At 64.2% G+C, this 14,499-nt stretch carries 11 protein-coding genes; 2 read left to right on the top strand and 9 right to left on the bottom strand.

The features are described from left to right. Positions 1–130: 130 nt before the first annotated feature. The 3 genes from LCW13_RS14665 to LCW13_RS14675 all read right to left on the bottom strand — a co-directional run bounded on the left by LCW13_RS14665 (position 131) and on the right by LCW13_RS14675 (position 4,232). Complete coding sequence (locus LCW13_RS14665; protein ID WP_225347284.1) at positions 131–1,084, bottom strand: DMT family transporter; 954 nt, start codon at positions 1,082–1,084, stop codon at positions 131–133. Positions 1,085–1,352: 268 nt separating this feature from the next. Beyond that, entirely contained in the window at positions 1,353–3,299 is a 1,947-nt protein-coding gene (acs, locus tag LCW13_RS14670; protein ID WP_107335998.1) for an acetate--CoA ligase, read from the bottom strand. Positions 3,300–3,575: 276 nt separating this feature from the next. Further along, positions 3,576–4,232: a SprT family zinc-dependent metalloprotease gene (locus LCW13_RS14675; RefSeq protein WP_082388813.1), complete on the bottom strand. Its 657-nt coding sequence runs from the start codon at positions 4,230–4,232 to the stop codon at positions 3,576–3,578. A 181-nt stretch (positions 4,233–4,413) separates the two neighbouring features. On the opposite strand from LCW13_RS14675, the gene LCW13_RS14680 reads away from it, so the two are divergent. Next, positions 4,414–5,142, top strand: a complete 729-nt coding sequence (locus tag LCW13_RS14680; protein WP_064503292.1) for a YecA/YgfB family protein — start codon at positions 4,414–4,416, stop codon at positions 5,140–5,142. A 120-nt stretch (positions 5,143–5,262) separates the two neighbouring features. Here the strand turns inward: LCW13_RS14680 and LCW13_RS14685 are convergent, their stop codons facing one another. Next, entirely contained in the window at positions 5,263–6,384 is a 1,122-nt protein-coding gene (locus LCW13_RS14685) for a phospholipase D-like domain-containing protein (RefSeq protein ID WP_054556850.1), read from the bottom strand. Positions 6,385–6,732: 348 nt separating this feature from the next. Here LCW13_RS14685 and plsB point away from each other — a divergent pair, with 348 nt between their 5' ends. Then, positions 6,733–9,363 (top strand): glycerol-3-phosphate 1-O-acyltransferase PlsB, encoded by a 2,631-nt coding sequence (plsB, locus tag LCW13_RS14690; protein ID WP_225347285.1) that lies wholly within the window; start codon positions 6,733–6,735, stop codon positions 9,361–9,363. 111 nt (positions 9,364–9,474) lie between these two features. Here plsB and LCW13_RS14695 read toward each other — a convergent pair whose 3' ends face one another. The 5 genes from LCW13_RS14695 to LCW13_RS14715 form a co-directional block, all read right to left on the bottom strand. Continuing rightward, positions 9,475–10,173 (bottom strand): class I SAM-dependent methyltransferase, encoded by a 699-nt coding sequence (locus LCW13_RS14695; RefSeq protein ID WP_225348174.1) that lies wholly within the window; start codon positions 10,171–10,173, stop codon positions 9,475–9,477. 296 nt (positions 10,174–10,469) lie between these two features. Continuing rightward, positions 10,470–11,288: an undecaprenyl-diphosphate phosphatase gene (locus LCW13_RS14700; RefSeq protein WP_043333784.1), complete on the bottom strand. Its 819-nt coding sequence runs from the start codon at positions 11,286–11,288 to the stop codon at positions 10,470–10,472. 205 nt (positions 11,289–11,493) lie between these two features. Beyond that, positions 11,494–12,189 carry a tRNA (adenosine(37)-N6)-threonylcarbamoyltransferase complex dimerization subunit type 1 TsaB gene (tsaB, locus tag LCW13_RS14705; protein WP_225347286.1) on the bottom strand — a complete coding sequence of 232 codons (696 nt, stop codon included), beginning with the start codon at positions 12,187–12,189 and terminating at the stop codon, positions 11,494–11,496. 290 nt (positions 12,190–12,479) lie between these two features. Continuing rightward, complete coding sequence (adk, locus tag LCW13_RS14710) at positions 12,480–13,136, bottom strand: adenylate kinase (protein ID WP_131432716.1); 657 nt, start codon at positions 13,134–13,136, stop codon at positions 12,480–12,482. A gap of 554 nt (positions 13,137–13,690) precedes the next feature. Beyond that, positions 13,691–14,452: a TerC family protein gene (locus LCW13_RS14715; protein WP_043333781.1), complete on the bottom strand. Its 762-nt coding sequence runs from the start codon at positions 14,450–14,452 to the stop codon at positions 13,691–13,693. Positions 14,453–14,499: the final 47 nt, after the last annotated feature.

A 14,499-nucleotide genomic window follows, 5' to 3' on the forward strand; every position in this document is an offset into this window, starting at 1 on the left:
TTTAACAAAGCAGCCCACCATCGGAAGATGTACTGATGTTTCGCTCGGGGAACACGAGTATCGCACGGATTGATGCCCGGCGAGCGAACAATCCGTGCGCTGATTCTGACAGCATCCTGGGGATGGTGAGTCAGACAACCCTACCCGCAACGCGACTGGCATGCCAGCCGATCAATGCGACACCGGCAATCAGCACGAAGCCGATCAGACTGGCGATATCCGGCACCTCCCCCCAGAGGGCCCAGCCCGCCAGTGCCGAAAACACGATGGTCAGATAGGAATAGATCGACACTTCCCCCGCCGGTGCGAGGCGATAGGCCGTGGTCATCAGAATCTGACCGCCGGCCGCAAAGATGCCGATGCCCAGCAAGGCCAGCGCCTGAGGGCCGCTCGGCATCACCGGATTCATCAACATCGGCACCAATGTCACCACACTGGAGACCAGCGAGAAATGCAGCACGATGGTCGCCGAGGCCTCGCGCCCTCTCATCGCACGGATGAGCGTATAGGCCGCTCCCGCCAGCATTGCCGAACCCAGCCCGACCATGGCGGGCAACAATGCCTCCACCCCACCCTCGGCAAATGCCAGTTGCGGCTTGATGACCAGCGCCGCGCCAGAGAAGGCGACCAGCATGCCGACCAGCCGCCAGCCACCAAGGCGCTCGGCCAGGAAGAGGCCGGCGAACAGGCTGACGAAGAACGGCGATAGCTTATTCAGAATAGTCGCATCTGCCAGCAGCAGATGATCGATGGCGTAGAAGAAGCTCATCACGCCGCCGAGCCCGATCAGTGACCGCGCCATCAGCATCGGCTGGTGATGCCAATGGCCCAGCAGCCGCGCGCCCGCCATGCGCACCATCACCACCGCCACGCCGAGACTGACCAGGTTGCGCACGAAGACCTTCTCGAACAGCGGCAGGTCGCCGCTCAGCTTGACCATCGCTCCCATCAGCGCGAACGAGATCGCCGACAGGCACATCAGGATGACGGCACGAGGACGATTCTCGCCCTCATTGGACGACGCGGCGGGAGAACTGGCTGGCTGAGAGGCGGGGCAGGATGCATCCGTCTTGCCTGCTGACATGGGGGCGGCCTTGATCTTGAATTGATTGGGGAAATGCGCAGCGAGGCGCGAACGGACTCCGCGGGCACATGCGCTGGCGCGTCATTATCAAGCCAGCGCCTCCTCGATGGCCAACCTTTCATGTCTCGCACTTCGCAAAAGCGCGGGCCAGGAATACGAACAGGCAGATGTCCCCGGGCAGGCGCACAAAAAAGCGCGGGAGCCAGGCTCCCGCGCTTCGCTGTCGCTGCGTATCTTGTCAGGCCTCGATGACCGTCACTCGACGCGTTCAGCGGTTGGCGCGCTGCTCGATCAGGTCATCCACCACTGACGGGTCCGCCAGGGTCGAGGTATCGCCGAGGCCGTCGGTCTCGTTGGCGGCGATCTTCCGAAGGATGCGGCGCATGATCTTGCCGGAACGCGTCTTGGGCAGCCCCGGCGCCCACTGGATAACATCCGGCGAGGCGATCGGGCCGATGTCCTTGCGCACCCACTGGGTCAGCGTCTTCTTGAGCTCATCACTGGCTTCGATACCGTCGTTGAGCGTCACGTAGATGTAGATGCCCTGGCCCTTGATGTCATGGGGATAGCCGACCACGGCGGCCTCGGCAACCGCCTCATGCGCCACCAGCGAGGACTCGATCTCGGCGGTGCCCATGCGATGGCCAGAGACGTTGAGCACATCGTCGACGCGCCCGGTGATCCAGTAGTAGCCATCCTCGTCGCGACGACAGCCGTCACCGGTGAAATACATGCCCGCATAGGTGGAGAAGTAGGTCTGCACGTAGCGTTCGTGATTGCCCCAGATCGAACGTGCCTGCCCCGGCCAGCTGTCGAGAATCACCAGGTTGCCTTCGGTCGCGCCCTCGAGGATGTTGCCCTCGTTGTCGACCAGCGCCGGCTGCACACCGAAGAACGGCAGCGTGGCGGAGCCCGGCTTGAGGTCGGTCGCGCCCGGCAGCGGCGCGATCATGATGCCGCCGGTCTCGGTCTGCCACCAGGTGTCCACCAGCGGGCAATTGCCATTGCCGATCACGCGGTGGAACCACTCCCAGGCCTCGGGGTTGATCGGCTCGCCCACCGAGCCGAGCAGTCGCAGGCTCGTGCGCGAGCTTGAGTCCATCACGCTGTCACCGTGTGCCATCAGCGCACGCACGGCGGTCGGGGCGGTATAGAGAATGTTGACCTGGTGCTTGTCGACGATCTCGCCGATACGCCCGTGGGTCGGATAGCTGGGCACACCCTCGAACATCAGCGTGGTCGCGCCATTGGCCAGCGGCCCGTAGACGATGTAGCTGTGGCCGGTCACCCAGCCGACATCCGCCGTGCACCAGTAGATATCGCCATCGTGATAATCGAACACGTAGCGATGGGTCATCGCGGCATAGAGCAGATAACCGCCCGTGGTGTGCTTCAGACCCTTGGGCGTGCCGGTGGAACCGGAGGTGTAGAGGATGAACAGCGGGTCTTCCGCGCCCATCGCCTCGGCCGGGCAGTCACTGGACTGACGGTCCACCAGCTCATGGAACCAGGCATCGCGACTGCCCCAGTTCACCTCACCGCCGGTACGCCGCACCACCAGCACGTGGTCGACACAGTCGGTGCCGTCACGCTCCAGCGCCTCATCGACGTTCTCCTTGAGCGGTACGCGCTTGCCACCCCGCAGTGACTCATCGGCGGTGATCACGATGCGCGAGCTGGAATCGACGATACGCCCCGCCAGCGCGTCCGGCGAGAAGCCACCGAACACCACCGAGTGCACGGCACCGATGCGTGTACAGGCCAGCATCGCCATCGCGGCTTCCGGAATCATCGGCATGTACAGCGTGACCACATCGCCCCGCTTGACGCCCAGCTCCTTGAGGCCATTGGCAAACTGGCTGACACGCGCGTGCAGCTCGCGATAGGTGATCGACTGGGACTCGTTCGGGTCGTCCCCTTCCCAGATGATGGCAACCTGATCGCCACGCTCGGCGAGGTGGCGATCGAGGCAGTTGTGCGCCACGTTGAGCTTGCCGTCCTCGAACCAGCGCACATCGACATCACCGGGGCCGAAGTTGGTATTGCGGATCACCGAGGGCGCATCGAACCAGTCCAGTGACTGGGCCTGCTCGGCCCAGAATGTCTCCGGCGCCTCGACGGACTGCTGATACATGGCCTGATAGCGCTCGCGGTCTGCCCAGGCGTGGGCGGCGACATCGGGAGTGACCGGATGAACCTTGGCATGTTCGCTCATGTGGCGTGACCTCTGACGGATTGGCTGGCGACTCGCTGTCCCACGCGGCATGCGTGAAGCGCAGGCGAGCCGAGGCAAGTCCATTTCAGCTTAAACCCAAGCATGGGGGGGCCACACACTAGACCTTGGTAGATAAATTTTTACTAATTATTTCAACTGTTTATCAACAAATTACACCAAGGTCACAGCGACGTTCGGAGGACAGAAACCGCCTGAAAAGACACCTTCTGGCGCGACTCGCACTTTGCAATGACGCGCCAGCGAGTGAAATGCTCGTCAACGCGCAGTCGACGCATTGCGCGCCGGGTCATTCAAGGGACCGCTCAATTCCTGACCACAGCGTCGACAGCGATAGCGGTGGCCGCGCTGGGCATTGGCGTGGCGTCGCGAGCTGAAATAGTGCGCGGTATCGCAGCCACAACCATAGGCCCAGGGCGTCGGACTGGCAGTCGAGACATCCATGCGATGCGTCACTTCCGGCGGGATGCCGTAGAGGTTGGTCATCACCTGCTGCCACTCGGGGCCATGCGGTTTGACGCGCGTCTTGCCGGCGCGCTCGACCACCTCCATCACCACCCAGTGCGCGACCTCGTGGGGGACGGTCTGGCTGAGGAAGTGATGGCGGTTCTCGCTGAGCAGTTGCCAATTGAAGCGCAGCCGCTGGCGCGCCGAATCCGCCGTGCCCGCCGTGCGTCCCTTGAGGCGGCAGGAGACCGACGGCATGCGCAGCTCGGGGAACAGGGCACGCGCGCGCGCCAGACATGCCAGCACCTGCGCCTCCAGCGTCGCGTGCAGGGCAGGCGCCGTCAGCGCCTCGAGCGCGGCGGCATCGGCCAGCGGCAGTGGCGTCGCGGGGGTCTCCCCCAGGCAGGCCAGAGCATGATCGGGCGCAAAGCGGTGACGACTGACGACACGACGAGTGGATGATGACATGACACGATGACCAGACAGCAGAGCGAAGGCATGGATGAGCCGATGACGAGCGAGCGTACCACTCCTCGAGGCGTGAAATGATACACTAGCGCCATTCACGCCTGCCCGGTTCCCCTTGGTTCACCCAGGTAGCCAGGCGGCACTGTTCGACTTCTCCCCTTATCGCACGTGAGACTCCCCCATGGCCGAGCCTGTCCAGACCCAGCCGCTGCTGGATGATGAATCCCTCGACATCCTCGACGAATTCCTCGAGTCCGACATCGTCGGCCCGGAAGCTCTCGATATCATCAGTGCGCATGGCTTCATGCTGGCACTGGCCATCGCACCGCGCGAAGTGCCCTCCAGCCTGTGGCTGCCGGAACTCTTCCAGGGGCAGCCAAGCTACGAAAGCCCGCAGCAGGAAGCGGAAGTCGTCTCCCTGTTCGAGCAGATGCGCGCCAACGCCATCGATGCCCTCGAGCACGGCGTGCTGCCGGAACTGCTGTTCGAGCTGGAACTGGGCGGTGCCGACCCGGTCGAGACACCGATCGGTGACTGGTGTGCCGGCTTCATGGAAGGCGTGTTCATGGACGAGGAAGCCTGGTTCGGCACCCAGGAAGAGGCGGCCGCCGAACTGCTGCTGCCGTTCATGGCCATCTCCGGCGTCTTCGACGATGAAGACCCGGAGATCGGTGAGCTGATCGCCGACCCGATCGGTGCCCAGCGCTTCGTCAACCAGCTGCCGGAACTGCTGCTGGATCTCTACCTGCTCTACCGTGTCCCGCCGGAAAGCCCCAAGCCGTCGCCGCGTCGCAAGGGTTCCGCCGCACCGGGCGCAGCCGGCATTCCGCGCAGCAAGCACGCCGGCAACAAGGGCGCTGGCAAGGGTGGCAACAAGAACGGTGGCAAGGGCGGCGGCAAGAAGCGCTGAGCTTGCCATGGCGCTCTTAACGCCATGCAGCCTTGAAAACGACAACGCCGGGCGACCTCATGGGTCGCCCGGCGTTTTTGGTTCCACGCAGCCGCGTCTGTTGAAACAGCTGCGAGCCGCTCAGCGCAGCCGCGTCACCAGGCTATCCAGGGTGCCATAGCCCCACTCGCGACAGCGCTGCATCAACGGCCGACGCTGCCAGGCGGCCTGGGTGATCTCGACACTGTGGGCGAAATGATGCTCGAACAGCGTGGCGACGTCGGCGGCGAAGCGATGGTCCTGCACTTCCTGATTGGCCTCCAGATTCCACTGCAGGCTCCAATGATCGAAGTTGCACGACCCCAGCGTCACCCAGTCATCCGCCAGCGAGAACTTGGCGTGCAGAAAGCGGGGCTGGAATTCATGGATACGCACGCCCGCCTTGAGCAGCCCGGCATAGAAGCGCTGCCCCGCCGAGCGCACGCCCGGGTGGTCATGATGCTGGCCGGCGATCAGCAATCGGACATCGACGCCCCGACGCGCCGCGCGCTTGAGACGCCGCCGCATGCTGAAGGTCGGCACGAAGTATGGCGTACAGATCCACAGCCGCTTGCGTGAGCTGCTGGCCTGATGCTGCAGGGAATGACGAATGGCCTGATAGCGGAAACCATGCCCCCAGACCACCCGCCCGCGCATGCTCAGATAGCCCTCGACCCGGCACGCCCGCACATTGATGCTGCGCACCGCCAGCCGGCTGCCATGGCCACGACTGGCCGCGGAGTCCCACACGCGTGCGAACAGGCGCACCCAGTCACTGATGCACGGCCCCTCGATGCGTATCGCGACTTCCGACCAGGCCTCGGCGAAGACGTCCACCGCACCGAAGCCGCCGGTAAAGCCCACCTCCCCATCGACCACCAAAAGCTTGCGATGATCACGCGTCAGATTGCGCCCCAGCCGCCACCAGGAAAGCGGGTTGTAGATCCTGAGCTGGATATCGGCCTCGATCATGCGCTGGCGATCAGCTTCCTCAAGGCCCAGCGAGCCGAAGCCGTCCAGCAGCACCAGCACCGTCACGCCGCGGCGGCGCGCGCCACACAGCGCATCGATCAGGACGCGACTGAGGTGGCCGCTCTCGGCCAGATACAGCTCGAGCAGGATGGAATGTCGCGCGGATTCCACCGCCTCCAGCATGCTGGGCAGAAAACGCGCGCCTTCCGGCAGCAAGGTGAATCGATTGCCTGATCGCCACATTCCCAGCATGCCTTGCCTCCCGTCATTTTCCTGCACGGCACGATACAGATGACGATGCCCATGACGGTGCACCGCCAGATGCTGCCACTGTGCGCTTCGTCACTACGCACTCAGTCACCAAGTACTCTGTCGCTACGTGCTCAGTCACCAAGTACTCTGCCACCAAGTACTCTGCCACGGCGTCTGCGGGCAGAATGCGTATAATGTTCAATATCATGCTTGCGCTGAACGCTACCAGCCAGACCATGAAAACGTCGCAATCAACCCTCATTCATCGTCCCGATGCTTTATTCGTGAACGCCGACAGATTGTCGTTTCCGGTAGTCCGTCCTTGTCCACACCTGCGAGAGCCTCACCATGTCGCCAGTCACCTTAGTCTTGCGCCCGTTGCGCAATGTCAGTCGCCGTCTGCTGGGCAAGTGGGTGGAGCTGCGCGCGGTGGAGCCCGACATCAATGCGTTGGACCACAGCGCCTTGAACCTCGATCCGACGCTGCCGGTGGTCTACGTCTTCCCGTACCAGGCATTGTCCGACGAGCTGGTGGTCGAGCAGCTGTGCGAGGCACGCGGCCTGCCCTCTCCGACCCTGCCTCTGAGCATAGGCGACCTGCGCCTGAGCCACTCCCGTCTCCGTCTGTTGCGTCGCTCGCGCAGCGACAGGAGCCTGCTGTCACGCCGCCTGGCCAAGTTGATCGCCGCGCTGGAAGACGCCCCGAGTGATGTCGAGGTGCAGCTGGTGCCGGTCAGCGTGTTCTGGGGGCGTGCCCCGGGCAAGGAATTCGGCTTCTGGAAGTTCATCTCCGCCGATAGCTGGCGGGTGACGGGCGTGCTGCGCCGCGCCATCGCGATTCTGGCCCATGGCCGCTCGGTGGATGTGCATTTCGGTCAGCCGCTCAGGCTGCACGAAGCACTCAGGGAAGGCCCACAGGACTCGGCGCTGGCGCACCGCCGCATCTCGCGCCTGCTGCGCGTGCACTTCCGTCGCGTGCGTACCCGCCTGCTGGGGCCAGACCTCTCCCACCGCCACACCATGATTCGCAACCTGCAGAAGGCGCCCGCCGTGCAGGACGTGATCAGCGAGCTGGCACGCGAGCAGAATCAGCCGCCGGCACGTCTGGAGAAGCGCGCCCTGCAGTATGGTCGCGAGATCGCCTCCAACATGGGCTATCCGGTGCAGCGCTTTCTGGCGCATGCCCTCAAGCGGCTGTGGCACAAGCTCTACGACGGCGTCGAGGTGCGTGGCATGTCGCAGGTCAAGGCGATCGCCGGCGACTGCGAGCTGATCTACGTGCCCTGCCATCGCAGCCATATCGACTATCTGCTGCTGTCCTACGTGCTGTTCCACGAGGGCCTGATGACACCCCACGTCGCCGCGGGCAAGAACCTCGACATGCCGATCATCGGCCCGATCCTGCGCCGTGGCGGCGCCTTCTTCCTGCGCAGAAGCTTCCGCGGCAATCGCCTGTATGCCACCGTCTTCGACGAGTACGTGCATCAGCTGATCACCCGTGGCCACCCGCTGGAGTACTTCATCGAGGGGGGCCGTTCACGCACCGGCCGCATGCTGCCCCCACGCCCGGGCATGCTGGCGATGACCCTGCGCTCCTTCCTGCGTGATACGCGCCGCGAGGTGGCCTTCGTGCCGGTCTACATCGGCTACGAGAAGGTCTTCGAGAGCCTGAGCTATCAGCGCGAGCTGTCGGGGGCCAGCAAGAAGAAGGAATCACCGCTGGACCTCATCCGCGTGCTCGGCCAGCTCAAGCAGCCCTTCGGCAAGGTCTACCTGAACATCGGCGAACCGCTCAAGCTGGGCGAATGGCTGGATGAGACCGCGCCGGACTGGAAGGCCAGCCGTCATCAGCGCCGCCCAGAATGGCTGACCCAGGCGGTGCCGCAACTGGGGCATGAAATCGCCACGCGCATCAATGCCGCCGCCGCGCTCAATCCGGTCTCGCTGACGGCGCTGGTGCTGCTGTCTACCGCCCACCACGCCATCGAGGCCAGCCTGCTGCAACGCCAGCTGGCGATGCTGGTGCGTCTCGCCGACAAGCTGCCGGGCCGTCATGACCACAGCCTGCCCGAGGGCACGCCGGATGAGTGGGTCGCACACTGCGCCCATCTGGGGCTGGTCACCCTGCGTCCGCAGAGTCTTGGCGAGCTGGTGATCGCCACCCCGGAGCAGGCCAGTCTGCTGACCTGGTATCGCAACAACGTGCTGCACCTGCTGGCGTTGCCGGCGCTGATCGCCTTCGCCTTCCGCAATACGGCCCAGTACACCCTCGAGGCACTGGAAGACCAGATCAGTCCCGCCTGGCCGCTGCTGGTGCGCGAGCTGTTCGTCCCCGAGGCCCCTGAGCTGAAGGCGGATATCGCCGCCACGCTGGCTCTGATGAGCGAGGAAGGCCTGCTGGAGCATCAAGCCGCGACTGGCGACACTCCGGAGCGCTGGTCGCGTCCGGTGGCCAGCCAGGAGCCTTCCGAGCAGCTGCGCCTGCTGGCTCAGCCGGTACAACCGACGCTGGAACGCGGCTATCTGTTGATCGCCGCCCTGTTGCAGCACGGCAGTGGCACGCTGGACCGCGAGTCCCTCGAGAGCCATTCCGGCGCCCTGGCCGAACGCCTGACCCTGCTGTCGGGCCTCAATGCACCGGAGTTCTTCGACAAGCGTCTGTTCAGCGGCCTGCTCGATACGCTGCTGGAGCTGGAGTTCATCTGGCTGGAAAGCGGCCAGCTATGCTTCGGCGAAGCGCTGGAAGACCTGCAGGTGCACGGCCGCGATCTGTTCGACCCCGCCCTGCGCCATCGCCTGCAGCATGTGCGCCTGCGCGACAGCGAGAACGAGATCGAGAACGAGACCGAGAAAGCGAGCGACGCCCCGTCTGAAGGCATGGCCGAGGAGCAGACTCCAGCCCTCGACGACCATGAGGCCGCTGACGAAGCCGCCTCAGCAGACCGCAAGGCGTCCGACACCTCCTCTCAGCGCGAATGAGATGATGGGCCGAGGCCCCTGGAACAAAAAAGCCCCCGCTCGCGATCAGATCGCGAGCGGGGGCTTTTGCGTTTGGCGGAGGTGTTACATCGCTGACGCCATCGTCAGGCGTCAGCGCAGCGCCTGCTTCACATAGACGTCGTAGCGGCTGGTCTTCTCCTCGACCACATGGCTCGGCGCGAGTCCGCCGATCGGTTCGGCCTTGCGGGGGCGCTTGACCACCACGCGATGCGTCGCGACCTCCAGCGCCGCCTCGAGCAGCGCCGGGGCATCCGCATCATCGCCGGCCAGGGCGCGGAAGACACGCATCTCCTTCTTGACCAGGGCCGACTTGTCACGATGCGGGTACATCGGGTCGAGATGCACCACCTGAGGCGGCTGGTCCCACTGCGTCACCAGCTCCCCAAGCTCCCGCGTGGCATCACCGTGCAGGGCCTGCATGCGCAGCGCGATCTCGCGAATCTCGTCATCTGCACAGCCCTGTGCCCGGGTCAGGCCATCGACCAGGATCGCCGCCGTAGCCGCCACGCGCTCGATCATCAATACCGGTGCCCCGAGACTCGCCAGCACGAAGGCATCGCGCCCGAGCCCTGCGGTGGCATCGACGATGCTCGGCAGTGCGCCTCGGTTCAGGCCACAGGCGCGTGCGATCAGCTGGTTGCGCCCCCCGCCGAAACGACGGCGATGATCGGCACGACCGGCGACGAAATCGACGCACAGCGGCTTGCCGTATTCACGCTCGTCTCCGGCGATCACCAGGCGCGGTGCGCCCTGCTCGTCCAGCGCCACCTCGAGCTTGAGCGCCGGCATCTCGTCATCTTCCCGCAGTGCGATACCGAAATGTGCCGCCAGCATGGCGAGTTCCGGGCGCGCCTGCAGCCGTGAACGGGCAATGGCGATCACGGGAGCGGCATCGGCCGCTGCATCATGGGCAGCGAGGGAGTCTTCGGGTGGCAGCATGGATGGGCTCTATGAGAAACGGTGAAGCGAAACGGTGAACGCAGGAAAAGGGAAACTCGCATGGCATGCGATCAGGCTGACAAACGCCGACGGCGCCGCAAGAGCGACGCCGTCAGGGGACAAGCTTACGTCATCGCGCGCATGGCTTACAGCAGCAACAGCATGCCGAACAGCATCATGCCCAGCAGCAGGCGGTAGATGACGAAGGGCAGCATGCCGATGCTGTCGATGGCCTTGAGGAACAGCTTGATGCACACCAGCGCGGAGACGAAGGACAGCACCACGCCGAGGGCGACATCGAACAGCTGGGCCTCACTGCCGGTCTCGATCAGCTCCAGGCCCTTGAGCAGGCCCGCTGCCACGATCAGCGGAATCGACAGCAGGAAGGAGAAGCGCGCAGCGCTCTGACGCTCGAAGCCCAGCAGCAGCGCGGCGGTGATGGTGATGCCCGAACGCGAGGTGCCGGGAATCAGGGCCAGCGCCTGGAACAGGCCGATGATCAGCGCGCCCTTGAGCGTCAGCGTCGCCAGGTCACGCGTGCGTGCGCCCTTGACGTCCGCCCACCACAGCAGCAGACCGAAGACGATGGTGGTGGTACCGATCACCGCGATCGAGCGCCCGGCCGTTTCCACCACATCGCCCAGCAGACCGCCGAAGATCACGGCCGGCAGCGTCGCCAGCAACACCGCCCAGCCCAGACGGCTGTCTTCGGTCTGGCGCGCCGCCAGCGTGCCGCTGCCGCTGAACTGACCAAACCAGCCAGCGAGAATATTGGCGACATCCTTGCGGAAGGCCATCACCACGGCCAGCAAGGTACCGACGTGTACCGCGACATCAAACGCCAGCCCCTGGTCCGGCCAGCCGAACACCTGGGAGGGCAGAATCAGGTGGGCGGAGGAGGAAATCGGCAGAAATTCCGTCAGACCTTGAATGACGGCCAACGCCACCACATGCATGAGTTCCATGAAACATCCTTTTAAGAGAGACGGGCCTCAGTGGCCCACACGGACGGCAGACATCGTCTGTGGCACTGCACGTGCCGAAGTGACAGAACAACGCTTTGCGTCAAGCCGCGCCGTGAGTGTCGGGCGCGACATGATGATGCGCGAACCTTATGTCAGCCTTGGCTGAACCCACGATGACGCAACGAGATGGCAATCCCTGGTGCCATCAGCGCCATGCCACCTCATTGCGCAGATAGACCGGCTGGGCCTCGACCGCCGACACCGCTTCACCGCGGGCATATGCCTGGGCGGCCAGCATCACCATGGCTTCGGCATCCGGTTGCGGCTCGGGCAGTTGCAGTGCCAGGCTGGCACGCACGCTCTCGGGCAGCTCGTCGTGCATCACCAGACCCGAGCCGACCGCCAGCCAGTCATGCTCACGCAGCGCCGCAGGCAGCTCCAGCAGGCCCGGAGCGCAGACCTGCTCGGGTAGCACCTGCTCGACCTCGATCTCGCCGTCAGCGCGCGTCACGACGCGATAGGCGCCGGTATAGAGCTCGCCCATGCGTGCATCCAGCATCGGCAGCACGAAACGCGCGTGATGCTGGCGGTGGGCCTGCAGTGACAGGGCCGCCAGCGTCGAGACGCCGATCACCGGCACATCGAGACCGAAGGCGAGGCCCTGGATGGTGCCAGCGGCGATGCGCAACCCGGTGAACGAGCCCGGTCCGTGGCCATAGGCCAGGGCGTCGAGGTCATTGAGGGTCAGATCGGCAGCGGCCAGCAGCGCCTCGATCATCGGCATCATGCGCTGGGTGTGCTGACGGGGAGCCTCACAGCGCTCGGCAGTAACAACGCCGTCTTGCCACAGGGCAACGGAACAGGCGGAAGAGGATGCATCGATGGCCAGAAGCGTGGTCATGGGCGGTTCGTCGTCAGAAAAATGTGACGCGATTCTACCCGTCCCCCGCGGGCAGCAAAAGACGCAGGCTGTCCACGGCTGGTGTCGGTCGCGGGCGTCACTCCTGCTGCAACCCCCACGCCCACGCCGTCAAGCGGCCTGCCGCAACGCCCAATTCCTGATTCGCGCCAGTATGCGAAGAACAAAAAAACGCCCGCAGACAATGTCTACGGGCGTTCTTCGTCAGGCGACCGGCTTCACCAGCGCGATCTGATCTGTTGCAGCTGAGCCACCTGAGGCGTGCCAGGCAATCAGTGCTCCAGCGCGCTGACCAGCTGAGCACGAATGTCGTCGACGGAGCCGACGCCTTCGATGCGGTGGTAGGCCGGTGCCTGGGCATCGCCAGTGGCAGACCAGCTGGAGTAGTACTCGACCAGCGGTTCCGTCTGCTCGTGATAGACGGACAGGCGGTTGCGCACGGTGGCTTCGCGGTCGTCTTCACGCTGGATCAGGGCTTCGCCAGTGACGTCGTCCTTGCCTTCTTCGCGCGGCGGGTTGTACTCGATGTGGTAGACACGACCGGAATCCGGGTGCACACGACGACCGGACAGACGCTTGACGATCTCTTCGTCAGCGACGGCGATCTCGACCACGTGGTCCAGCTTCACGCCGGCTTCCTTCATGGCGTCAGCCTGCGGAATGGTGCGCGGGAAGCCGTCGAACAGGAAGCCGTTCTCGCAATCGGGCTGGCTGATGCGCTCCTTGACCAGGGCGATGATGATCTCGTCGGACACCAGTCCGCCGGTATTCATGATCTCCTTGACCTTGAGCCCCAGCTCGCTGCCGGCCTTGACCGCGGCGCGCAGCATATCTCCGGTAGAGATCTGCGGGATGTTGAAACGCTCGCAGATGAACTGGGCCTGGGTGCCCTTGCCGGCGCCGGGGGCGCCCAACAGGATCAAACGCATCGGTACTGCTCCTTGAGTGTGCAAATGAAAAGCATCAAACGGGTGTAAAGGGTCATCTGGCGCTGGTGCACCTTGCCCTCGGCGGCAGATAGCCATCCAAGGCGCTCTGGTCGTCGACACGATCGAGGTGAAGCGGCGAAACTCGCGGCGTCGAGACGCTCGACTACCTCATGAGGGCCGAACGCATCGAGCGTATCGATGACCAGGATGAATATGGGCAGCGGACCAATATGTGCTGCGCAGAACGACGGCGCGCACGGATGATCTCATTATGTCATCGCCATGCAATGTAGAGCTGACGATACCGTTCACACGACGCCGGCACAAGCACACCAAAGGCGCGTATGCCGCCCTTTGGCACTGTTTTGGCGCGCAGGAGGGCCTGTCGCCCTCCTCGCCGGTTGCCGACCTGCCATACACGGCTGTCATGACACCAAAACGCCCCCTGCGGCACGCGGTCGCAGAGGGCGTCTTTCCACTCACGCCGGGCCACCTTGCTCAGTCGCCGTGGCGTGATCAGGCTGAGTCATGTCAGCCGTTGCTGTGCCAATGTCTCACTCGGTCACGTCTTCCGCCTGGCTGCTGCGACGCAGACGCACTGCCTTGGCGCGCTTGCTGCGCAGACGGATGTTGAGCATTTCCACCGCCAGCGAGAAGGCCATCGCCACGTAGATGTAGCCCTTGGGCACGTGGACACCGAAGCCTTCGACCATCAGCATCATGCCGACCATGATCAGGAAGGACAGCGCCAGCATCTTGATGGTCGGATGACGATCGACGAAATCGCCGATGGGCTTGGCGGCCACCATCATGATGCCCACCGAGATGACGATGGCGATGACCATCACCATCAGGTGATCGACCATGCCCACCGCCGTGATCACCGAATCCAGCGAGAAGACGATATCGATCAAGGCGATCTGGACCATGATTGCCATGAAGCTGGCGCTGCCTTTCTTCGCGCCCTCTTCGGCAGGGTCTTCGCCTTCCAGGTTGGCGTGGATCTCGTGGGTGCTCTTGCCGAGCAGGAACAGGCCCCCGAAGACCAGAATCAGGTCGCGTCCCGAGAAGCTGAAGTCGGCCACGCTGAACAGGGGCGCGGTCAGCGACATCAGCCACGACAATGACATCAACAGCACGATGCGCATGCCCATCGCCAGGCCCAGGCCGATCATGCGCCCGCGCTGACGCTGGGACTCGGGCAGCCGCGCGACCAGAATCGACAGGAAGATGATGTTGTCGATGCCCAGCACGATCTCAAGCGCGGTCAGGGTCGCCAGAGCCACCCATGCCGAAGGGTCCATCAACCATTCCATTGTCTTGCTCCTTGTGTGTTGCGAGAACCGGTGTTGCGAGAACCGGC

It is taken from the genome of Cobetia amphilecti (assembly GCF_020217465.1).
Lineage (GTDB): Bacteria > Pseudomonadota > Gammaproteobacteria > Pseudomonadales > Halomonadaceae > Cobetia > Cobetia amphilecti.